At 58.0% G+C, this 21381-nt stretch carries 23 protein-coding genes and 1 tRNA gene; 19 read left to right on the top strand and 5 right to left on the bottom strand.

The genetic code is table 11. The annotated features are described in order from the left end of the window. Window positions 1–26: 26 nt before the first annotated feature. Complete coding sequence (gene ygfZ, locus BVK86_RS16910; RefSeq protein WP_075947496.1) at window positions 27–968, bottom strand: CAF17-like 4Fe-4S cluster assembly/insertion protein YgfZ; 942 nt, start codon at window positions 966–968, stop codon at window positions 27–29. Between the two features lie 149 nt (window positions 969–1117). Between ygfZ and BVK86_RS16905 the strand changes: the two genes are divergently transcribed. Together BVK86_RS16905 and BVK86_RS16900 are read left to right on the top strand one after the other, a co-directional pair. Continuing rightward, a complete protein-coding gene (locus tag BVK86_RS16905) occupies window positions 1118–1372 on the top strand; it encodes an FAD assembly factor SdhE (protein WP_056856022.1) in 255 nt (84 codons plus the stop codon). After that, complete coding sequence (locus tag BVK86_RS16900) at window positions 1356–1808, top strand: protein YgfX (RefSeq protein WP_075947495.1); 453 nt, start codon at window positions 1356–1358, stop codon at window positions 1806–1808. The genes BVK86_RS16905 and BVK86_RS16900 overlap by 17 nt, the downstream gene beginning before the upstream one ends. On the opposite strand, the gene nadB is transcribed toward BVK86_RS16900, so the two are convergent. Then, complete coding sequence (gene nadB / locus BVK86_RS16895; RefSeq protein ID WP_075947494.1) at window positions 1777–3393, bottom strand: L-aspartate oxidase; 1617 nt, start codon at window positions 3391–3393, stop codon at window positions 1777–1779. The two genes, BVK86_RS16900 and nadB, sit on opposite strands and share 32 nt — an antisense overlap. 556 nt (window positions 3394–3949) lie before the next feature. Here nadB and rpoE point away from each other — a divergent pair. The 4 genes from rpoE (at window position 3950) to BVK86_RS16875 (ending at window position 7727) form a co-directional block, all read left to right on the top strand. Beyond that, window positions 3950–4531, top strand: a complete 582-nt coding sequence (gene rpoE / locus BVK86_RS16890; RefSeq protein WP_003172477.1) for an RNA polymerase sigma factor RpoE/AlgU — start codon at window positions 3950–3952, stop codon at window positions 4529–4531. A gap of 31 nt (window positions 4532–4562) precedes the next feature. Further along, window positions 4563–5150, top strand: a complete 588-nt coding sequence (locus BVK86_RS16885; RefSeq protein WP_056856020.1) for a sigma-E factor negative regulatory protein — start codon at window positions 4563–4565, stop codon at window positions 5148–5150. Between the two features lie 8 nt (window positions 5151–5158). Then, a complete protein-coding gene (locus tag BVK86_RS16880) occupies window positions 5159–6121 on the top strand; it encodes a MucB/RseB C-terminal domain-containing protein (RefSeq protein WP_075947493.1) in 963 nt (320 codons plus the stop codon). A 178-nt stretch (window positions 6122–6299) separates the two neighbouring features. Continuing rightward, window positions 6300–7727, top strand: a complete 1428-nt coding sequence (locus BVK86_RS16875; RefSeq protein WP_075947492.1) for a DegQ family serine endoprotease — start codon at window positions 6300–6302, stop codon at window positions 7725–7727. A gap of 62 nt (window positions 7728–7789) precedes the next feature. On the opposite strand, the gene BVK86_RS16870 is transcribed toward BVK86_RS16875, so the two are convergent. Further along, a complete protein-coding gene (locus BVK86_RS16870) occupies window positions 7790–9223 on the bottom strand; it encodes a M48 family metalloprotease (RefSeq protein WP_075947491.1) in 1434 nt (477 codons plus the stop codon). A 98-nt stretch (window positions 9224–9321) separates the two neighbouring features. Between BVK86_RS16870 and BVK86_RS16865 the strand changes: the two genes are divergently transcribed. After that, the gene (locus BVK86_RS16865) at window positions 9322–9561 is read left to right on the top strand and encodes a sulfurtransferase TusA family protein (RefSeq protein ID WP_056856016.1); all 240 of its coding nucleotides are present in this window, start codon (window positions 9322–9324) and stop codon (window positions 9559–9561) included. A gap of 31 nt (window positions 9562–9592) precedes the next feature. Further along, the gene (locus BVK86_RS16860) at window positions 9593–10663 is read left to right on the top strand and encodes an AI-2E family transporter (RefSeq protein WP_075947490.1); all 1071 of its coding nucleotides are present in this window, start codon (window positions 9593–9595) and stop codon (window positions 10661–10663) included. Window positions 10664–10713: 50 nt separating this feature from the next. Here the strand turns inward: BVK86_RS16860 and BVK86_RS16855 are convergent, their stop codons facing one another. Together BVK86_RS16855 and BVK86_RS16850 are read right to left on the bottom strand one after the other, a co-directional pair. After that, window positions 10714–11187: a peroxiredoxin gene (locus BVK86_RS16855; RefSeq protein WP_008034924.1), complete on the bottom strand. Its 474-nt coding sequence runs from the start codon at window positions 11185–11187 to the stop codon at window positions 10714–10716. Between the two features lie 11 nt (window positions 11188–11198). Further along, on the bottom strand, window positions 11199–11759 hold the full coding sequence (locus tag BVK86_RS16850; RefSeq protein WP_056856013.1) for a glycine cleavage system transcriptional repressor: 561 nt from the start codon (window positions 11757–11759) through the stop codon (window positions 11199–11201). 326 nt (window positions 11760–12085) lie between these two features. Here BVK86_RS16850 and dapA point away from each other — a divergent pair, with 326 nt between their 5' ends. From dapA to BVK86_RS16790, 11 genes are all read left to right on the top strand, one after another. Beyond that, window positions 12086–12964, top strand: coding sequence for a 4-hydroxy-tetrahydrodipicolinate synthase (gene dapA, locus BVK86_RS16840; protein ID WP_075947489.1), 879 nt, complete (start codon window positions 12086–12088; stop codon window positions 12962–12964). A gap of 17 nt (window positions 12965–12981) precedes the next feature. Beyond that, entirely contained in the window at window positions 12982–14097 is a 1116-nt protein-coding gene (gene bamC / locus BVK86_RS16835; RefSeq protein WP_075947488.1) for an outer membrane protein assembly factor BamC, read from the top strand. Window positions 14098–14101: 4 nt separating this feature from the next. After that, on the top strand, window positions 14102–14860 hold the full coding sequence (locus BVK86_RS16830; protein ID WP_075947487.1) for an MBL fold metallo-hydrolase: 759 nt from the start codon (window positions 14102–14104) through the stop codon (window positions 14858–14860). Between the two features lie 28 nt (window positions 14861–14888). After that, window positions 14889–15602 carry a phosphoribosylaminoimidazolesuccinocarboxamide synthase gene (purC, locus tag BVK86_RS16825; protein WP_075947486.1) on the top strand — a complete coding sequence of 238 codons (714 nt, stop codon included), beginning with the start codon at window positions 14889–14891 and terminating at the stop codon, window positions 15600–15602. A gap of 83 nt (window positions 15603–15685) precedes the next feature. Then, window positions 15686–15775 (top strand) — tRNA-Ser (locus tag BVK86_RS16820). Between the two features lie 308 nt (window positions 15776–16083). Next, window positions 16084–16275, top strand: coding sequence for a YegP family protein (locus BVK86_RS16815; RefSeq protein ID WP_075947485.1), 192 nt, complete (start codon window positions 16084–16086; stop codon window positions 16273–16275). A gap of 146 nt (window positions 16276–16421) precedes the next feature. Beyond that, the gene (locus BVK86_RS16810; RefSeq protein WP_075947484.1) at window positions 16422–17348 is read left to right on the top strand and encodes a LysR substrate-binding domain-containing protein; all 927 of its coding nucleotides are present in this window, start codon (window positions 16422–16424) and stop codon (window positions 17346–17348) included. 57 nt (window positions 17349–17405) lie between these two features. Then, entirely contained in the window at window positions 17406–17771 is a 366-nt protein-coding gene (locus BVK86_RS16805; protein ID WP_075947483.1) for a 5-carboxymethyl-2-hydroxymuconate Delta-isomerase, read from the top strand. A gap of 284 nt (window positions 17772–18055) precedes the next feature. Next, complete coding sequence (locus BVK86_RS16800) at window positions 18056–19705, top strand: phosphoethanolamine transferase (RefSeq protein WP_075947482.1); 1650 nt, start codon at window positions 18056–18058, stop codon at window positions 19703–19705. A gap of 176 nt (window positions 19706–19881) precedes the next feature. After that, window positions 19882–21015, top strand: coding sequence for a ribonuclease D (gene rnd / locus BVK86_RS16795; protein WP_075947481.1), 1134 nt, complete (start codon window positions 19882–19884; stop codon window positions 21013–21015). Continuing rightward, entirely contained in the window at window positions 21012–21305 is a 294-nt protein-coding gene (locus tag BVK86_RS16790; RefSeq protein WP_075947480.1) for a YcgL domain-containing protein, read from the top strand. The genes rnd and BVK86_RS16790 overlap by 4 nt, the downstream gene beginning before the upstream one ends. The last annotated feature ends 76 nt before the right edge of the window (window positions 21306–21381 follow it).

The raw sequence follows: 21381 nt of genomic DNA, 5'->3' as shown, positions 1-21381 counted from the left end.
CTAGGTGTCGCAAAAGGGTACTGCGATTAACGCTGGATCTCGCGGTCGCGGTCCAGTTGATAAGGCAGGTCGAGCAAGTGCAGCGGCGGGCCATCGATGGCGCCCACATGAATATCGCCACCCTCTGCAGCTTCGGCTTGCAACACGGCCAACAGTTCAATGTGGTTTTGGGCGTTGGCAGCGAGCACCACTTCACCGATTGCACTGTTATGGCTTGGGGAAAACAGTTGGGTGCCAGGTTCAGGCAGGTCGCTGGCGTCCAGTTTCACGCGATAGAGTCGACGCTTGAGTTTGCCCAGGTACTGCATCCGCGCAACGATTTCCTGGCCGGTGTAGCAACCCTTTTTGAAACTCACGCCGCCAACGGCTTGCAGATTGAGCATCTGCGGAATGAACAGCTCGCGGGTGCCGGGCATGACCTGGCCGATCCCTGCGCGGACCTGGCCCAGCAGCCATTGATTGAGGTCACCTTCGGCCAGCAGCGCTGACAGCTTGCCCTTGATGCTGTTGGCCTGATCCGCCGCGGCCCAGAGTTCGGCGCGCTCGGGCGATACGCGAATGGCGATCAAACCGTCATGTCGCGCGACGCTGTCGGTGTCTGCCGGCAGGTCGAGTCCAAGGCTGTTCAGTGCGGCATCGCCATGATCGATGCCGAATCGAGTCCAGGCAGTGCTTTCGTCAGTCAGTTTGGATTTGGAAAACACGGCGTACTTTTTCAGGTCGGCCAGTTGCGGTTCCAACAGTTCACTGGCCATGGCCAGCAACACGCCGTCACCTTCGAGCAAGATACGGAAGCTCGATTGCATCCGGCCTTTCTGGGTGCAGCGCGCCCCGAGGCTGGACTGTGTGTCGCTCAGGTAGTTGAGGTTGCAGGTCAATTGGCCTTGCAGGAATTTGCCGGCGTCCGCGCCGCGGACCGCCAGGACACCTTCATGAGACAGCGTGCAGAAAAAAGCAGAATCGGCCATGGGTCATCGCAGGGTAAAGAGTCTGGCGGACATGATAAGGGGGCGCCTTCGAAATGGGTAGTTCACAAAGGATCGCCGGTGCCCGACCAAAGCCGACTGTTCGGCGCGGCGAGGCGCTGTATACTTGCGGCCTATTTGAGGAGCGCTCCATGGTCGAAGATGTTGAACTGAATCGCCTCTACTGGCACAGCCGCCGCGGCATGCTTGAGCTTGACGTGTTGCTGGTGCCGTTTGTGAAAGAGGTTTACGCAAGTCTGAACGAGGTGGATCGCGCGTTGTACGTCCGCCTGCTGGAATGCGAGGATCAGGACATGTTCGGCTGGTTCATGGAGCGCAACGAATCGGAAGATCCGGAGCTTCAGCGCATGGTTCGCATGATCCTGGACCGTGTCCAGCCCAAGTAATTCGTTCGAATGCCGCTGGCATGCCTCACGGCAGTTGCTGGCGGCTTATCTGTTGGCCCAGCTGCTCGCGCTGGGCTCGTTGTTCCTGCTTGAACTTCCGCTCTGGGCCAGCCTGCCGGGCGCTTTATGCTGCCTGCTGCATGGCATTCGGGCGTTGCCTCGTCAGATATTGCTGACACACCCACAGGCATTTTGCGGCTTGCGTCGCGATGCCGATGGTTGGCAGTTATGGAATCGGGCGGCGGGATGGCAACCGGTGCAGTTGCGACCGGACAGCCTGGCGCTGCCGTTGGTGGTGGTGCTGCGTTTTCGTCTGCGAGGCGAGCGGCGGGTCCGGGCAATCTGTGTGCCCCGGGATTCGCAGGCGGCGGATGTGCACCGACGCCTGCGGGTTCGGCTCAAGTTCAGTCGGCGTAGGTGGGCGGCACCAGAATAGTGTCGAGCGCGACGGGCAGCATCTCCGGATAGTCGAGCGTGTAATGCAGGCCGCGACTTTCCTTGCGCTCCATGGCTGACAAAATCATCAATTCGGCCACTTGGGCGAGGTTGCGCAATTCAATCAAGTCCCGGCTGACTTTGTAGTTGCTGTAGAACTCGTCGATTTCATCCAGCAACAACCGCACCCGGTGCTGAGCCCGTTGCAGGCGCTTGTTGGTGCGCACGATGCCAACGTAGTCCCACATGAAGCGCCGCAGCTCATCCCAGTTGTGCGCAATGATCACGTCTTCGTCGGAATCCGTCACCTGGCTTGCATCCCAGGCGGGCAGGGCGATGGGTGTTGAAATCTGCGGCAACTGCTCAACGATGTCCGCAGCCGCCGAGCGCGCGTAGACAAAGCACTCCAGCAGCGAGTTGCTGGCCATGCGGTTGGCACCGTGCAGGCCAGTGAAGCTGGTTTCGCCAATCGCGTACAGCCCGGGTACATCGGTGCGACCTTGCTGGTCGACCATTACGCCACCGCAGGTGTAGTGCGCCGCCGGAACCACCGGGATCGGTTGCTTGGTGATGTCGATGGAAAATTCGAGGCAGCGTTCGTAGACGGTGGGGAAGTGCGTCTTGATGAAGTCTTCGGACTTGTGGCTGATGTCCAGATACACGCAGTCAACGCCCAGGCGCTTCATTTCATGGTCGATGGCCCGTGCGACGATGTCTCGGGGCGCCAGTTCGGCCCGTGGGTCGAATCGCTGCATGAAGCGCTCGCCGTTGGGCAGCTTCAAGTGTGCGCCTTCACCGCGCAGGGCTTCAGTGATCAGGAAGCTCTTCGCTTGCGGGTGATACAGGCAGGTGGGGTGGAACTGGTTGAATTCCAGGTTCGCTACCCGGCAGCCCGAGCGCCAGGCCATGGCAATGCCGTCACCGCAGGCGCCGTCGGGGTTGCTGGTATAAAGGTAGACCTTGGCGGCGCCACCGGAGGCGAGGATCACGAAACGGGCGCCATAGGTGTCCACTTCACCGGTGCCGCGATTGAGCACGTAGGCGCCCAGGCAGCGTTCGCCCTCAAGGCCGAGGCGTTTTTCGGTGATCAGGTCGACGGCGACTCGCTGTTCCAGCAGTTCGATGTTCGGCCGTTGCATGGCCTGGGTCAGCAAGGTTCTGAAAATCGCCGCGCCCGTGGCGTCAGCGGCATGGATGATACGGCGATGACTGTGCCCGCCTTCACGGGTCAGGTGAAATTCGAAGCCGCCGTCTTCGACGCTGGACTGTTCATCACGAGTGAAGGGAACGCCCTGGTCGATCAGCCATTGAATCGCCTCTTTGCTGTGCTCGACCGTGAAGCGCACGGCATCCTCGTGACACAGGCCGCCGCCGGCATTGAGGGTGTCATCGACGTGGGATTCGACAGTGTCAGTGTCATCCAGAACGGCAGCGACACCGCCTTGCGCCCAGAACGTCGAGCCATTGGCGAGATCGCCTTTGCTCAGTACGGCGATACGCAAATGACCGGGCAAGGTCAGCGCAAGGCTCAAGCCGGCAGCGCCGCTGCCAATTACCAGAACATCGTGTTGAAACTGTTGGCTCATTTCAGGATTCCGCTCAAAGCGACCCGGGTCGGGGGAGGCGCTGGACAACTGGACAGGCGAGTCAGGTTTGCGAACAGCCCACTAGTATATAGAGGGGGGGAGCGGCACAATAGCCGAGCCCATATGGCATTGTGAAACTACTCTTGCGGAAAACACCCGACGCTTCGTCGGATGTTTTTTCGATCGATTCGGCGACAAGTGAACTGTATCGTGGATTTAACAGTCTTTTTCGCTGCGTGGTTGCACAATGTCGGTTTCATGCAGCTATAAATATTTGGAACTTTTGCCAAAGGCCCAAGATCAATAGACGGTTGCCTGATTCAAGGGACAGTGTCGGCTTCAGCGCGGGATCTGCTTTGGATCCTTGTCGGCGAACCGATAACAAGATTATTCGCGCAGCCGGGGAATCTCGCGCTGCGTTTTTCGTGCGTGCCGAATCAGAGCCCGCAGGAAACTTGCCTGGAGGGGGAGAACTTTTGCGAAAAGCCCGAGTCTATGTTTGCAAGTCCGGTCGTTTAGTAATGCAAGCCTCCTCCGAGCTCATCGAGGAGTGTTCATGCTAACCCAGGAAGAGGATCAGCAGCTGGTCGAACGCGTTCAACGCGGCGACAAGCGCGCATTCGATCTGCTAGTGCTGAAATACCAGCACAAAATTCTCGGGTTGATCGTGCGTTTTGTGCACGACACCCATGAAGCCCAGGATGTGGCACAGGAAGCCTTTATCAAGGCCTACCGTGCACTTGGAAATTTTCGCGGAGACAGCGCGTTTTACACGTGGCTTTACCGCATCGCCATTAATACGGCGAAAAACTATCTGGTTTCACGCGGCCGTCGGCCGCCGGATAGCGATGTCAGTTCCGAGGATGCAGAGTTCTACGATGGCGATCATGGCCTCAAGGATCTCGAGTCGCCAGAGCGGGCTTTGCTGCGGGATGAGATCGAAGGCACCGTCCATCGAACCATTCAGCAACTACCGGAAGATTTGCGTACGGCTTTAACTTTACGTGAATTCGATGGTCTGAGTTACGAGGACATTGCGAGCGTCATGCAATGTCCGGTGGGCACCGTGCGCTCCCGGATTTTCCGCGCCCGGGAGGCCATCGATAAAGCCCTGCAGCCGTTGTTGCAGGAAAACTAAAGACAGCGGCGACAGCCAAGAGAGGAACGCCATGAGTCGTGAAGCCCTGCAGGAATCGCTGTCCGCAGTGATGGATAACGAAGCGGACGAATTGGAATTGCGTCGGGTACTCAGTGCCTGTGACGATGTTGAAACCCGTGAAACCTGGGCTCGTTATCAGATCGCTCGGGCAGCGATGCACAAGGATCTGCTGCTTCCACGTCTGGACATCGCCGCGGCCGTTTCCGCAGCCTTGGCTGACGAAGCCGTACCGGCAAAAGCCACCCGTGGTCCATGGCGCAGCCTGGGTCGTCTGGCGGTCGCAGCTTCGGTAACGGTGGCTGTACTGGCGGGTGTTCGCCTGTACAATCAGGACGAAATCGCCGGTGTAGAACTGGCTCAGCAGTCCAGCCAACAGAATCTGGCCGCACCTCAAGTGAAGGGCCCGGCCGTTTTGGCAGGCTACAATGAGAGTTCGGAAGCCACTGGCCCTATGGCCAACGGCGTATTGCAAGGTCAGCCTGGCTGGCACGATCAACGTCTGCCGAGCTACCTGCGTCAACATGCTCAACAGGCTGCATTGAAAGGCACTGAGAGCGCACTGCCTTACGCTCGCGCAGCAAGCCTGGAAAACCGCTAAGGAGGATCATGCGCGCCATACCTCTACTTTCGCTTCTGCTCGGTGGCTGGTTTGTTGTTCCAGCCCATGCCGATGAAGCCCAGGACTGGTTGACCCGTCTTGGTCAGGCCGAGCAACAGCAAAGCTTTCACGGTACCTTCGTCTACGAGCGTAACGGTAGTTTTTCTACCCATAACATCTGGCACCGCGTCCAGGATGGCAAGGTCCGCGAGCGTTTGCTTCAGCTCGACGGATCCGCTCAGGAGGTTGTGCGCGTCGATGGCCATACACAATGTGTCAGCGGCACCCTGATTGCAGGGCTTGGGGATTCTCCCAATGCCGCCGCCCGTGCACTTGATCCAAAAAAGCTCAAGAACTGGTATGACCTTGCCGTCATCGGCAAGTCGCGTGTGGCCGGGCGTTCGGCGGTCATTGTGTCACTGACGCCTCGCGACCAGCACCGTTACGGGTTCGAGCTGCATCTGGACAAGGAAACCGGCCTGCCACTCAAGTCATTGTTGCTCGATGACAAAGGGCGTCTGCTGGAGCGTTTCCAGTTCACGCAACTGGTCACCTCTGATGTTCCGTCCGAGAGCGATCTGCAGCCGGGCAGCGATTGCAAGGCAGTTAACCTCGACAGTGACAAGGCTTCGGCAGTCAAGGCTGCGCAGGCCTGGCATTCAGACTGGTTGCCACCAGGGTTCGAGCTGACCAGCAGCACGTCACGTAAAGACCCCGAGACCAAAACCCAGGTCAACAGCCTGATGTATGACGATGGCCTGGCGCGTTTTTCTGTTTTCCTTGAGCCTTTGAACGGCGCTGCCGTCACCGATACCCGCACTCAGCTCGGGCCAACGGTGGCTGTATCCCGGCGATTGACGACCCCGCAAGGTGAAATGATGGTGACGGTGGTGGGTGAAATTCCGGTCGGCACTGCTGAACGGATAGCCTTGTCCATGCGCGCCGACGTCACTGCAACCTCCAAGCAGTGAGCTGAAATCGAAATGTTTCGTGAGCATTTCAGTTTGCAAAGACCCCCAAAATTTTTTATAGGTCAGAGCCCCTCGGCTCTGGCCTTGTTTGTTGTTCCCGGAACAAAAATACTGGCGTATCTTTCCCGGTGTTCTTTGAACCATATCGCTTAACCATGCTCGTCGTAACGGGAGCCGTATGTCGATACCACGCTTGAAAACTTATCTATCCATCTTTGCCACCGTGCTGGTGCTCGGTCAGTCGGTCGCTGCGCAAGCAGTCGAATTGCCTGACTTCACGCAACTGGTTGAACAGGCGTCGCCCGCGGTCGTGAACATCAGTACCACGCAAAAGCTGCCGGAACGCAAAGTGAACCAGCAGATGCCTGACCTTGAAGGCCTGCCGCCAATGCTGCGCGAGTTCTTCGAGCGCGGCATGCCGCCGCAGCCGCGTTCGCCTCGCGGCGATCGTCAGCGTGAGGCCCAATCCCTGGGTTCGGGTTTCATCATCTCGCCTGACGGCTACATCCTGACCAACAATCACGTCATCGCTGATGCCGACGAAATACTCGTGCGTCTGGCCGATCGCAGTGAAATGAAAGCCAAACTGGTCGGCACCGATCCACGTTCCGACGTGGCGCTGTTGAAAATCGAAGGCAAGGACCTGCCGGTTCTGAAGCTCGGCAAATCCCAGGACCTGAAGGCCGGTCAATGGGTCGTGGCAATCGGTTCGCCGTTCGGCTTTGACCACACAGTGACCCAAGGCATCGTCAGTGCCGTCGGTCGCAGCCTGCCCAACGAGAACTACGTGCCGTTCATCCAGACCGACGTGCCAATCAACCCGGGTAACTCCGGTGGTCCGCTGTTTAACCTGAACGGAGAAGTGGTTGGCATCAACTCGCAGATCTACACCCGTTCCGGCGGCTTCATGGGCGTATCGTTCGCGATTCCCATCGATGTGGCGATGGACGTTTCCAATCAGCTCAAAAGCGGCGGCAAAGTCAGCCGTGGCTGGTTGGGTGTCGTGATCCAGGAAGTGAACAAGGATCTGGCTGAGTCATTCGGTCTGGACAAGCCGGCCGGTGCGCTGGTTGCCCAGATCCAGGATGACGGCCCGGCTGCCAAGGGCGGCTTGCAGGTTGGCGACGTGATCCTGAGCATGAATGGTCAGCCGATCGTCATGTCCGCCGATCTGCCGCATCTGGTGGGTGCACTGAAAGCCGGTGCCAAGGCTAATCTGGAAGTCATCCGCGAGGGCAAGCGCAAGAACGTCGAGCTGACGGTCGGCGCCATTCCTGACGAAGACAAAGAGCTGGAAGCGTTGCCAAAGTCCGGCGCTGAGATCAGCAGTAATCGTCTGGGTGTTGCGGTTGTCGAGTTGACCGCCGAGCAGAAGAAAACCTACGACCTCAAGGGCGGTGTGGTGATCAAGGAAGTGCAGGACGGTCCTGCGTCGATGATTGGCCTGCAGCCAGGTGACGTCATTACTCACCTCAACAACCAGGCGATCGAGTCCGCCAAGCAATTCACCGACATCGCCAAGGCGCTGCCGAAGAATCGTTCGGTATCGATGCGTGTATTGCGTCAGGGTCGTGCCAGCTTCATCACCTTCAAACTGGCTGAATAATCCGTTTGCAGGTTGAATAAAAAACCGCCTCGAAAGAGGCGGTTTTTTGTGCCTGAAACACGCTAGCCCATCATGTCCTTGATCATGCGCTCCTGCTCCATCAGCTCTCGCTGGCGGGCATCGATGCGTGACGACAGTGGGAAGTTGGAGCCGGCCTTGCGCTTGGCGAAGTCCAGTTGCTGGATGGCCTGGCGGTAGTCGCCGACCAATGCGAAGTACTCGGCGCGAGCCTGGTGCAGGCCAATGATGTTGCCCGACAAGCCGCGAGTTTCTGCCACCTGATACCACACGTCCGGATCGTCCGGGCGCGACTTGAGCAAACCTTCCAGTGCTTTCTCAGCGTCCGCAGCGCGGTTCTGTTTCAGCAGCAGATCGACACGTACCTGGTTCAGCGGATAGTTGCCGGGATATTGGGTCAGCATCCGGTCAACACGGGTTTGTGCATCCGGCAGACGGTTGTTGGTGATGTCCAGATCAATCTGGGCGAGGTTGTAGATAATCTCGTTGGGCGCCTTGGCCAGCAGCAGTTTGAGATTTTCCCGTGCCTCGTTCAGTTGGCCACCCTTGACCTGGGCAATGGCCAGTCCGTAGCGCGCGACATCGCTTTTCGGGTTTTCATCCAGCTGGGCGCGGAAGCGCTTGGCGCCCAGGCCCGGAGTCTCCTCATAAATCAGTTGCACGCGTGCGCGAATCAGTTGATAGCGCACGGTGTCTTCGATGCCCCCTTGTGGAGCCTGTTCGGCGCGGTTGCGGGTGTCGGCGATCCGCGATTCTGTGACTGGGTGAGTCAGCAGGAATTCTGGTGGCTTGGCATCAAAACGGTACTGACGCCCCAGACGCTCAAACATGGTAGGCATCGAACGAGGGTCGTAACCAGCCTTTTCCAGGTTGAGGATGCCGATACGGTCGGCTTCCTGCTCGTTCTGGCGAGAGAAACGTCGTTGTTCCTGAATCGCTGCTGCCTGCGTACCGGCAATGGCCGCGATCCCGGCATCACCGGCACCGGCGGCCGCAATCACGATCCCGGCCAGCAACGCAGCCATCATCGGCACCTGCATGCGCTGTTGGGCTTCGACGCCGCGAGCAAAGTGGCGCTGCGACAGGTGAGCCAATTCGTGCGCCAGTACCGACGCGTATTCGCCTTCTGTCTGGGCATTGAGGAACAGGCCGCCGTTGACCCCGACAATGCCGCCCGGCGCTGCGAATGCGTTGAGTTGCGGGCTGTTGATCAGAATGAACTCAAGACGCCGGTCGTTGACCTGGCTGGTTTCCACCAGGCGATAAACGCTGGATTCGACGTAGTCCTTGAGTTGCGGATCGTTCAGTTGTGACACCTGGCTGCGCAACAGCGCGAGCCAGGCACGGCCCAGCTGATATTCCTGCTGCGGCGAGACAATGGCAGAACTGGCGTCGCCGAGTGACGGCAGGTCGTCGGCGAAGCCCGGTGAGGCGAGCAGGCAAGCGAGCGTCAGCAGGGTAGGGCGCAAAAAAGTCATGCACAAAGCCTTAGTCGACAAAGACCTTACTGTAGCCGGACACCAGCCTTGCGACCAGATATTCTAGGCAACTCGACTACGTGACCCGGAGTGATGCAATGATCGATGCTGTAGCCCATGACGTTGAGCTGGACGCCAGTGGCCTGAATTGTCCGCTGCCGTTGCTCAAGGCCAAGATGGAACTCAATCGGATGGCTAGTGGCGCGATACTCAAGGTCATTGCCACGGATGCGGGTTCGCAGCGCGACTTTCGCACCTTTGCCCGGTTGGCCGGTCATACGCTGCTTCGTGAAGAAGACGAAGCAGGCGTTTACCGCTACTGGTTGAAAAAAGCCTGAAACCTGCGGCATTTGTTCTTAAGGATTATTGATGTTCAAAGTGTTACGCGACTGGATTCAGCGCTATTTCTCCGATGAAGAAGCGGTGGTGCTGGCGGTGCTGCTGTTTTTGGCGTTCACCGCGGTCCTCACGCTGGGCGGCATGCTGGCGCCGGTGCTGGCGGGGATGGTGCTGGCGTACCTGATGCAAGGGCTGGTGGTGGCGCTTGAACGGATGCGCGTGCCGGGCTGGGTGGCGGTGGGACTGGTGTTTGCCTTGTTCATGGGGCTGCTGCTGGTATTCATCGTGGTGGTCGTGCCGCTGCTGTGGCACCAACTGATCACGCTGTTCAATGAATTGCCGGGGATGCTCGCCAAGTGGCAATCGCTATTGTTGCTGCTGCCCGAGCGTTATCCGCATCTGGTGTCCGACGAGCAGGTGCTGCGGGCCATCGAAGCGGCGCGGGGCGAGATCGGCAAGTTCGGTCAATGGGCGCTGACATTCTCACTGTCGAGTCTGCCGCTGTTGGTCAACATCATGATCTACCTGGTCCTGGTGCCGATCCTGGTGTTCTTCTTTCTCAAGGACCGGGCCATGATCGGCCAGTGGGTGCGTGGCTACTTGCCGCGCGAACGGGCTTTGATTACCCGGGTCGCCCATGACATGAACCGGCAAATCGCCAACTACATTCGCGGCAAGGTTATCGAGATCTTCATTTGCGGCGGCGTGACCTACATCGCCTTCGTCGTCCTGGAGCTCAACTACGCGGCACTGCTGGCATTGCTGGTGGGGATTTCGGTGGTGGTGCCCTATGTCGGCGCCGTCGTGGTGACCGTGCCGGTGTTTCTGATCGCGCTGTTTCAGTGGGGCTGGAGCGATCAGTTCATCTATTTGATGGCGGTGTACGGAATCATTCAGACCCTGGATGGCAACGTGCTGGTGCCGCTGCTGTTTTCCGAAGCGGTCAACCTGCACCCGGTGGCGATCATCTGTGCAGTGCTGCTGTTCGGCGGGCTGTGGGGGTTCTGGGGCGTGTTCTTTGCGATTCCCCTGGCGACGCTGTTCAAGGCTGTGCTGGATGCGTGGCCGCGCAAGGAGCCTGTGGTGGCGCCGCTGCTTTAAAGGATGCTGATAAAAGAATCGCAGCTCAGGGCTGCGATTCTTTTGAAGGATCAGGCCTTGTTCAGCGCCTGAGCTGCGGCCAATACCGCATCAACATGCCCAGGCACTTTCACGCCACGCCATTCCTGACGCAAAACGCCATTCTTGTCGATCAGGAATGTGCTGCGATCCACGCCCATGTATTCCTTGCCATAAAGCTTCTTCAGCTTGATCACATCGAACAGCTGGCAAAGCGCTTCTTCCTTGTCGCTGATCAGCTCGAACGTGAACGCCTGCTTGGCCTTGAAGTTCTCGTGGGATTTGAGGCTGTCGCGGGACACGCCGAACACTTCGGTGTTGGCCGCTTTGAACGCGTCCAGTTGATCGCGAAAGCCCTGCCCTTGGGTCGTGCAACCCGGCGTGCTGTCCTTCGGGTAGAAGTAGATCACCACTTGCTTGCCTTTGAGGCTCGCCAGGCTGACGGTTTGCCCGCTGGTGGCGGGTGCTTCGAAGTCGGCAACCGGTTGGTCGATAGCAACGGCCATGAAAAGCTTCCTTACATTGGGTTTTGTGGGCGCCACGGTTCGATCAGGGCATCCAGGTTCAGCGCGTCGGCGAAGTCGAGGAACTGATCGCGCAGCCAGCTGATTTGCACGCCGGCCGGCAGCGTCACGGTAAACGTGGCATTGAGCATGGTGCCGCCGGTCTGTGGAGCCTGATAGGTGTCGCAGGTCAGGTTTTCCAGCTCGACGTTGTGGTCCATGAAGAACTGGCACAGTTCATTGATGATGTCCGAACGGTAAGCCGAGCTGACATAAGCCACGTAAGGCAGGGCCTGGGGACGATTCTCCAGTGCCGCGCTGCGCACCACGTTAACGGTAAACGCATGACGCTTGGCCAGTACTGGCAGGCTGCCTTCCAGGCGCGCCAGGGCGTCCCAACTGCCGGAGACTTCCAGCACCAGCGCACTGCACTCGCCATGGCGGGTCAGGCGGGAGGTGACGACGGCGCAGCGGTTTTCATGGCTGGCTCGGCACAGGACGTTGGTCAGCTCCATGGGGTTGGCGCCGAGGGCACTGATGACAAGGAATTGTTCGCGAACTGTGGGGGTGGACATGCAGCATTCCTAAAGCGATGAGCGGTCGGTACTTCTATCGGCTGGTTCTGCCGGGAGTGAGCCTGCTAATGCGAATTCAGAAAGCCCCGACCCAGCTTGCAACGTGCTCCAGTAGGGCCGGAGCGGGAGCAGCAACGCTGGGGTGGGGCTTGTGATGCCGAAATTGGAGGCTTAGACCCGGTGTACGAGCTTGTCAGTATCGATCAAAGTCTGAAGGGTAGCGAAAAGCGACGCCAAGGGGAATGGCGGCAGCGCAGTACTTCGCTTGTACAAGCATCTTGGCGCCAGTACCATTACGGCTCTCTTTTTCCGGCAGGAGCGGTTTCATGATTGCGGGCAGTATGGTGGCACTGGTCACTCCCATGGATGCACAAGGGCGTCTTGACTGGGACAGCCTCAGCAAACTCGTGGACTTCCATCTCAAGAACGGTACCCATGCCATTGTCGCGGTCGGAACGACCGGCGAGTCGGCAACCCTTGATGTAGAAGAACACATCGCCGTCATCAAAGCCGTGGTCAAACAGGTTGCCGGGCGTATCCCGGTGATTGCCGGTACCGGCGCCAACTCGACTCGCGAAGCTGTCGAGCTGACCCGTAACGCCAAAGAGGCCGGCGCCGACGCCTGCCTGCTGGTCGTGCCGTATTACAACAAGCCGACCCAGGAAGGCCTGTACCAGCACTTCAAGCACATTGCCGAAGCCGTCGACATCCCTCAGATCCTCTATAACGTTCCAGGCCGCACCTCCTGCGACATGCAGGCCGAGACCGTTATCCGTCTGTCCACCGTGCCGAACATCATCGGCATCAAGGAAGCGACCGGTGACCTGAAACGCGCGCAAGCCATCCTCGATGGCGTGAGCAAGGACTTCATCCTCCTTTCCGGCGATGATCCGACTGCCGTCGAACTGATCCTGCTGGGCGGCAAGGGCAACATCTCGGTCACCGCCAACGTCGCTCCGCGCGAAATGGCCGACCTGTGCGAAGCCGCTCTCAGGGGCGACGCCGCGACCGCCCGTGCAATCAACGAAAAACTGATGCCTCTGCACAAAGACCTGTTCATCGAAGCCAACCCGATTCCGGTGAAGTGGGCTTTGGTTGAAATGGGCCTGATGCAAGAAGGCATTCGCCTGCCGCTGACCTGGCTGAGCGCACCTTGTCATGAAACGCTTCGCACGGCCCTGCGCCAGTGCAGCGTCCTGGTTTAATTGAGGAAGTACAACGCATGAAGCGAATGGCCGGACTTTCCGCACTTGCCTTGATTATCTCCAGCACCAGTGGCTGCGGATGGATCTGGGGCCCGGAAGGTTATTTCCGTGACCGTGGTAGTGATTACCTGGAAGCGCAACAGACTGCACCGATGCAACTGCCACCCGACATCAGCACCGCCAAGCGTCTGGATCCGCTGTTGCCGATCCCGCGTAACGTCGCGGACGATACCGCCAAGGGCGAGTACGTTGTGCCTCGTCCGCAGCCGTTGTCGGCCGCTGCCGATGCCAGCGCCTACTCTCTGCAAAAGAGCGGCGATACGCGCTCGATCCTGGCGCAGAACCCTCCGGCCGAAGTCTGGCCTGTGGCCGTGCAGTTCTTCCAGGATAACGGTTACCGCCTGGATGAACAGCGCCCGCAAACCGGCGAGTTCACCACCACCTGGCAGCATTCCGACGAACTGTCCGCAGCCATGGCCAAGCGCCTGAGTGCGGCCGGTGTCAGCACCGACAGCGAAACTCGCGTACGGGTCCGCATTGAGCCGGGCGTGCAGCGCAACACCAGTGAAGTCTACGTGGTCAGCGCCGAGCGTCCTGCCGGCAGCACTGCCGATGTCGCCTTCACCAACCGTTCGGTCAACACTGGCCTGGACGCCGCACTGGTCGATGACATGCTCGCGAGCATGAGCCGCATCTCCGAGAAGGGCGGTTCGGTTTCCATGCTGGCTTCCCGTGATTTCGACGCACCTAGCCGTGTCAGCCTGAACGAAGACGGCAGCGGCAACCCTGTGCTGAACGTCGGTACCGATCTGGATCGTGCCTGGTCGAGCGTCGGTCGTGCGCTGGAACAAGGCGAGTGGCGCGTTGAAGACATCAACCGCAGCCTGGGCCTGTACTACATCAACCTGGCCGAAAAAGCCGAGAAGAAAGACGACAAACCAGGCTTCTTCAGCAGCCTGTTCGGCAGCGCGCCGAACAAGGAAGAAGTTGAAGCCCGTGCCGAGCGTTATCAGGTTCGCCTGAGCAAGGTGGGTGAAAACGTTCAGGTCACCGTCGAGAAAAACATCAACACCGTGGCGCCTGCTGACGTGGCGCGTAAAGTGTTGAGCGTGATTCAGGACAATCTGGGCTGACCCCATGCGTTTTGCCGTTCTCGGCAGCGGTAGCCAAGGGAACGGCACGCTGATAGCCAGCGCTGATACGTACGTGCTGGTGGATTGTGGTTTCTCCCTGCGGGAAACCGAAAAACGCCTGCTGCGCCTGGGTGTGAACCCTGCGCAGCTGAACGCGATTCTCGTAACCCACGAACATGCCGACCACGTGCATGGCGTGGGTTTGCTGTCTCGGCGCTACAATCTGCCTGTCTACCTCAGTCGCGGGACCCTGCGCGGGATGCGCAAACCGATTGAACCCGCCGGCCTTCTGGCCGGTGGCGAGCAACTGCAAATCGGTGACTTGAGCATTGGTGTCATTGCCGTGGCCCACGATGCGCAGGAACCGACGCAATATGTTTTCAGTGATGGTGAGCGCCGTTTCGGCTTGTTGACCGACCTGGGTTCGTATTGTGACAAAGTGCTGGACGGCTATCGTGACCTCGATGCATTGATGATCGAGGCCAACCATTGCCGTGACATGCTGGCTCGCGGTCACTACCCGTATTTTCTCAAGCAGCGGGTAGGCGGTGAATTGGGACATTTGAACAACCACCAGGCGGCATTCCTGGTGTCCGAGTTGGGCTGGCAAGGCCTGCAACACCTGGTCCTGGCCCATCTGAGCAGCAAGAACAACCTGCCGCAGCTGGCCCGGCAATGTTTTGTCGACACCCTCGGGTGCGACCCGGACTGGCTGCAATTGGCCGATCAAGATTCAGGGCTCGACTGGCGACACATCGCCTAGCCCATCTACTTAGCAAGCGGAGCCCATCATGGAAAAACGTGAAGAACTCTACCGCGGCAAAGCCAAGTCGGTTTACAAGACCGACGACGCTAACCGTCTGATCCTGCTGTTTCGCAACGACACTTCGGCGTTCGACGGCAAGCGCATCGAGCAGCTCGACCGTAAAGGTATGGTGAACAACAAGTTCAACGCCTTCATCATGCAGAAGCTCGAAGCTGCCGGCGTGCCGACCCAGTTCGACAAGTTGCTGGGCGACAATGAGTGCCTGGTGAAGAAGCTGGACATGATCCCGGTTGAATGCGTCGTGCGTAACTACGCCGCTGGCAGCCTGGTCAAGCGTCTGGGTGTTGAAGAGGGCATGAAGCTCAATCCTTACACCTTCGAGCTGTTCCTCAAGGACGACGCCAAGGGCGACCCGTTCATCAACGAATCCCACGTCGTGGCTTTCGGTTGGGGCACTGCCGAGCAACTGGTTCGCATGAAAGAACTGTCGCTCAAGGTCAACGATGTCCTGAGCAAGCTGTTTGACGACGCCGGCCTGCTGCTGGTCGACTTCAAACTGGAATTCGGCGTATTCCACGACGGTTCCATCGTCCTGGGTGACGAATTCAGCCCGGACGGCTGCCGTCTGTGGGACAAGGCCACCAAGAAGAAAATGGACAAAGACCGCTTCCGTCAGGGCCTCGGTGACGTCATCGAAGCCTACGAAGAAGTCGCCAATCGACTGGGCGTACCGCTTTAACCGACGCAAGCATCTGATAGCACAGAAATATTTCGCTCAGGGGGTTCGCTTCCGGCAAAAGTGTTGTTATGATGCGCGCCGTTGGAGAGATGCCAGAGTGGCCGAATGGGACGGATTCGAAATCCGTTGTACCTTCACCGGTACCTAGGGTTCGAATCCCTATCTCTCCGCCATTACATAGAAAAAGCCCCGTAGCTGAAAAGTTACGGGGCTTTTTTGTTTATACGGGTTTTCTCTCGAGTAACGGATGTCGGACCAGGCGTCATTCCGATGTAAGAAAAATATGCCGATTTTCATGAAAAATTACCGACTCTTGTCGCTGAATTTACCGCCCCCTTAATCCATTGCTCGCCCCCGCGGTTCAAGGATTTCTCCCGAAATATTTTCTGACACCCCGACGCCTCACTGTCCAAAAACCTCATCTACTCTGGCATTCACAGGTCAGCGACCTGTTGTAACCAGTCATCGCAAGGAGCGAACAATGTATTTTGAGATTTACAGGCAAACCCGCGGCTCGATCCTGACTGGGAAAGGCCAGTGGAGGTGGCGTTTGCGGGCGGGGAATCATGAAACGATTGCCAGCGGAGAGGCCTATGTCAACAAGTCCGATTGCGTGCATGCGATCAGTTTGATCAAGGGCACATGCGACGTGACGCCGGTCAAGGAGATCTAAGCCAGTCGGCGAAGCCGGTCATTCAACCGCTTTGTTCCAGTCGGGCAGTTAATTGCAGCGTGTTGCGGCTATTCGCGTGTGTTGCATAGACGCCGATTGGGACATCTCCCTAAACTGTCGACAGTTTTTGGGCGCGGGGGCAATGGATGAATCGCAACGAGCTACGCAAGGCCGACATCAACCTGATGGTGGTGTTTGAAGCATTGATGCTTGAGCGCAATGTCACGAAGGTGGCGAACAAGCTGTTTCTCGGTCAGCCGACCATCAGCTCGGCGCTCAACCGTTTGCGTACGATGTTCGACGATCCATTGTTCATTCGCGTCGGCCATCGCATGGAACCGACCGCTCGGGCCGAAGAGATCTTTCGCTACTTGTCGCCGGCACTGGACTCGTTGTCGGTGGCATTGAGCCTGACCCACGATTTCGATCCGAGCAACAGCGCCATGACCTTTCGTATCGGCATGTCGGACGATGTCGAGTACGGGCTGCTGCCACCGCTGCTGCGCGCATTGCGCCAGGAAGCGCCGAAAGTGGTATTCGTGGTGCAGAACGTCGATTACTGGCGGATTCCCGATTTGCTGGCGTCTGGCGACATAACGGTGGGTATCAGTCAGACACGTGGGTTGCCGGCCAATGCCAAGCGCAAGTTGCTGCGGCACATCTACCCCAGTGTGTTGCGTGCCGATGCATCCGATACGCCGTTGACCCTCGACGAGTATTGTTCGCGCCCGCATGTGCTGGTGTCCCACATCGCCAACGTCAGTGGTTTCGCTGATGAGTGGCTGGCGCAGATCGGTCGTTCCCGCCAGGTGGTGCTTTCGGTGCCGCAGTACAGCTCGCTGCCGGCGTTGCTTGCCGGGACAGATCTGATTGCCAGTCTGCCTGACTACACCGCCGAAGCCATGGCGGCTTCCGGTCAGCTGTTCAGAGAACCGTTTCCCTTCAATACCCCGACCCTCGAGCTGTCGATGGTTTGGCTCAGTCATGCCGACAGCGATCCTGCCGAGCGCTGGTTGCGCTCTCGAATTGAAGCGTTCATGGGGGAGCGCAGTCTGATGTCGTTATCGCAATGACTCGGGCAGCGCTGTGTTATATCTAAGAACTTTCCACCCACCTACAGGAGTTACGCCATGCCTCATCTGCACTTGGAATACACCGCAAACCTGACGGATCTGAACGCCGATGTGGCGTTGATGCGGCTGAACAATGCGCTGGTGGGTTCCGGGCAGTTCGGTGCCGAGTTCGACATCAAGAGCCGCGCGGTGAAAGTTGAAACGTTCAAGGTCGGGACGGCGATGACAGAGCGGGGTTTCGTGCATGTGAAGCTGGCGTTGTTGAGCGGTCGCTCGCCGCAGATCAAGCAGCAGTTGTCCGAAAGCCTGCTGGCGGTGGTGAAGGAGTTGTGTGCGTGGCCGGCAGGCGTTGAAGTCCAGTTGTGCGTGGAAATCCTCGACATCGATCGTGAGTCTTACGCCAAGGCTGCCATCGGCGTCTGAGGTTCAGATTTCCGGCTCGGCAAAAGCCTTGATCACCTGCTCGCGCATCCAGAACAGGACGCAGGTGTAGGCGAATACCTCTTGGGTTGCATTGATCAATCACTGAACCAGAGCTGAACCATTCTCAAATAAGTTGAAAGTTTGATTCCGGGAAGGCAAGCCAACTATTCGTTGGCTTCTTTTTCACAAAAAATTGATGGTCGGCTACCCAGAATTAGTGTTGTCGCGGTAAATGAAATTTTCACATTTACAGCAGGCACATCTTTTCAGGAATAGCCGATCATATGTTGAAGATTAAAGCCGTTCGCCCCGAGTGGGTGACACTGTTTGCCAGCGCTTTTCTAATAACCGGCTTTAATTTGGTTCTATGGAAACATCTGTTTGAAATCACCGCGCATGACGCTGCGGGCATCGTCATGCGTGTGGCATTCGGTGCAATGATCTTCGCGGCCTTCAATATCGTGCTGACCCTGCTGGCGTTCCGGCCTGTCATGAAACCGGTCCTGACACTGTTGTTCATGGTCAGCGCGGGCGTGGCGTATTTTATGAGCCAGTATGGTGTATTAATCGATGCCGGAATGTTGCGTAATTTTGCCGAAACCAACGCCACGGAAGTTCGTGATTTACTGTCCTTAAAGTTATTTATCTATATTGTGTTGCTCGGCGTGTTGCCTTCTTGGTTACTGTGGAAAACCCCTGTTAACTATCGCCGCTGGCATCGTGAGTTGTTGAGTAAAACGTTGGTGTGTGTTGCATCGGTGGCAGTCATCGGTGGCGTTGCACTGATTAACTATCAAGGGTTGTCTTCACTGTTCCGTAATCACCATGAGCTGCGCCTGATGGTGGTGCCAAGTAACTACATTGGCGCGTCGTTTGGTTATTTGCGCGAACAGGTCGCGTCGGCCCGACAGCCTTTTATCGCTGTAGGTGAAGACGCGCAGCGCAATCCGGCCTGGCAAACCCATGGTCGAAAATCCCTGACGGTATTGGTGGTGGGTGAAAGTGCCCGGGCCGAGAACTTCGGCATTCTCGGTTATGACCGCAACACGACCCCAATGCTGGATAAAGAAGCCGGCCTGATCGCGTTTACCGATGTGCATTCATGTGGCACTGAAACCGCTGTGTCGGTGCCGTGCATGTTCTCCAACATGGGCCGCAAGGATTACAGTGCCAGCAAGGCGAAGAACGAAGAGGGCCTGCTGGACGTGCTCAAGCGTGCCGGTCTCGACGTGATCTGGCGCGACAACCAGTCCGGCTGCAAAGGCACGTGTGATCGGGTCACGCTCGATGATGTCAGCAAACTGAAAGACCCGGTGTTGTGCGCCAACAGTGAATGCCGCGACGAGATTCTGCTGCAAGGTCTGCAGCACTTCATCGATAACCTGAGTAAAGACACGGTGTTGGTGTTGCATCAAATGGGCAGTCACGGTCCGGAGTACTTCAAGCGCTACCCGAAAGAATACGAACGCTTCACTCCGGTGTGTGAAAGTAATGCGCTGAACAATTGCAGCCGCGAAAGTATCGTCAACGGCTACGACAACACCCTGGTTTACACCGACCATGTGTTGTCGACCCTGATTGATTTACTGCGCAGCAATCAGGACAAGGTCGATACCGCGATGCTTTACCTGTCGGACCATGGCGAATCCCTGGGCGAGTACAACCTGTTCCTCCACGGCACACCGTACATGCTGGCGCCGGAACAACAGAAGCACGTGGCGATGCTGGCCTGGTTCTCCGACAGTTATCAAAAATCGTTCTCCGTAGACACCCATTGCCTGCAACTGAGCCGTGAAAAACCCCTGAGCCAGGACAACCTGTTCCACTCGATGCTGGGGTTGCTGGAGGTCAACAGCAAGGTCTACAACCAGGATCTGGATATGTTTGCCGGATGCCGCTCAGCGGTGATCGATGGCGTGTTGGCCGACAAATGAGGGCTGCATCTCCTTTAGCCGTGTTTGCTTGCATGCCCTGCAGCGCCGGTTGAATGAGGACTTGCGGGCTATTCTTTGCGAATGTCAGGTGATTTCGCTAAAGCTCTTGTTCAGTGGATGCGCGGAAATCGCCGGGCGCGATATATACTGCGGGCCATTCTTCAAGGGAGAGCCGTGTGGCCATCGATATTCACTGGATTCGCGACAACGATAGCCTCGGTCAATTTTGCGCCGAGTGGCAAAAGTTGCCATTCGTTGCCCTCGACACCGAATTCATGCGGGTCGACACCTTTTATCCGATCGCAGGTCTGCTGCAGATCGGCGATGGCGAACGCGCTTACCTGATTGATCCACTGACCATCGACAACTGGCAGCCGCTGGCCGCGTTGCTGGAAAACACAGCCGTGGTCAAAGTCCTGCATGCCTGCAGCGAAGACCTCGAAGTCTTGCTGCGCCTGACCGGCAGCCTGCCGGCGCCGCTGTTCGATACGCAACTGGCCGCCGCTTACCTGAACCTTGGCTTCTCGATGGGGTATTCGCGACTGGTGCAGGAAGTGCTCGGCATTGATCTGCCCAAGGGAGAGACCCGTTCCGACTGGCTGCAACGCCCGCTTTCCGACACCCAGATCAGCTACGCCGCCGAAGATGCGGTGCATCTGGCGGAGGTTTTCGTAAAACTTCGCCCGAAGCTATCCGACGATAAATTCGCCTGGGTCCTGGAAGACGGCGCCGAACTGGTGGCCAACCTGCGCCGCGAGATCGACCCGTATGAGGTCTATCGCGACGCCAAACTGGCCTGGAAGCTCTCCCGCGCGCAGCTCGCGGTCCTGCGTGAACTCTGCGCCTGGCGTGAAAAAGAAGCCCGTGCCCGTGATTTGCCGCGTAATCGCATCGTCCGCGAGCATTCGTTGTGGCCACTGGCGCGCACGCAACCGGACAACCTTGGCGCACTGGCGAAAATCGAAGACATGCATCCGCGTACCGTGCGTCAGGACGGCGAGTTTCTGCTTGATCTGATCAAGCGCTCTGGCAGTGTGTCGCCAGATCAATGGCCGCCAGCCGTGCCGGAGCCTTTGCCAGTGGACGCCGCTGCACTGCTCAAACAAATGAAAGCCATCGGCCAGGCAGAGGCGGAGCGTCTGAACATGGCGCCGGAACTGATGCTGCGCAAGAAAACCCTGGAAGCGCTGCTCAAAAGCGGCTTCCCCAATGGTCCTTACCAATTGCCTGATTCGCTGCGTGGCTGGCGCCGCGAATTGATGGGCCAGGCGCTGCTCGACAGCCTGGCCACCGCCGGAGAACAGCCTTGAAACGTATTTGTTCCATCTACCGCAGCACCAAACGCAATGAAATGTACCTCTATGTGCTCAAGAGCGATGCCCTGGAGCGCGTACCTGAAACGCTGATGGCGGCCTTCGGCAAAGCCATCCACGCCTTTGACCTGGTGTTGAGCCCGGAGCGCAAGCTGTCGCGCGAGGACATCACGGTGGTGCTGGAAAACCTCGACACGCAGGGTTATCACCTGCAAATGCCGCCCGCCGAGGATGAGTACATCGAACACTTGCCGGAAGAGTTATTGCGACGCAACGACCCTATGTAATCGGCAGACAGGCTCTGTTCAGAGTCTTGATGAAATACTGGAATGATTTTGGCGATGGTCGCGTGGACGGAGCGAA

Origin of the sequence: Pseudomonas reinekei (assembly GCF_001945365.1) — a bacterium.
Lineage (GTDB): Bacteria > Pseudomonadota > Gammaproteobacteria > Pseudomonadales > Pseudomonadaceae > Aquipseudomonas > Aquipseudomonas reinekei.
This window is presented reverse-complemented; position numbering and strand designations above follow the sequence as displayed.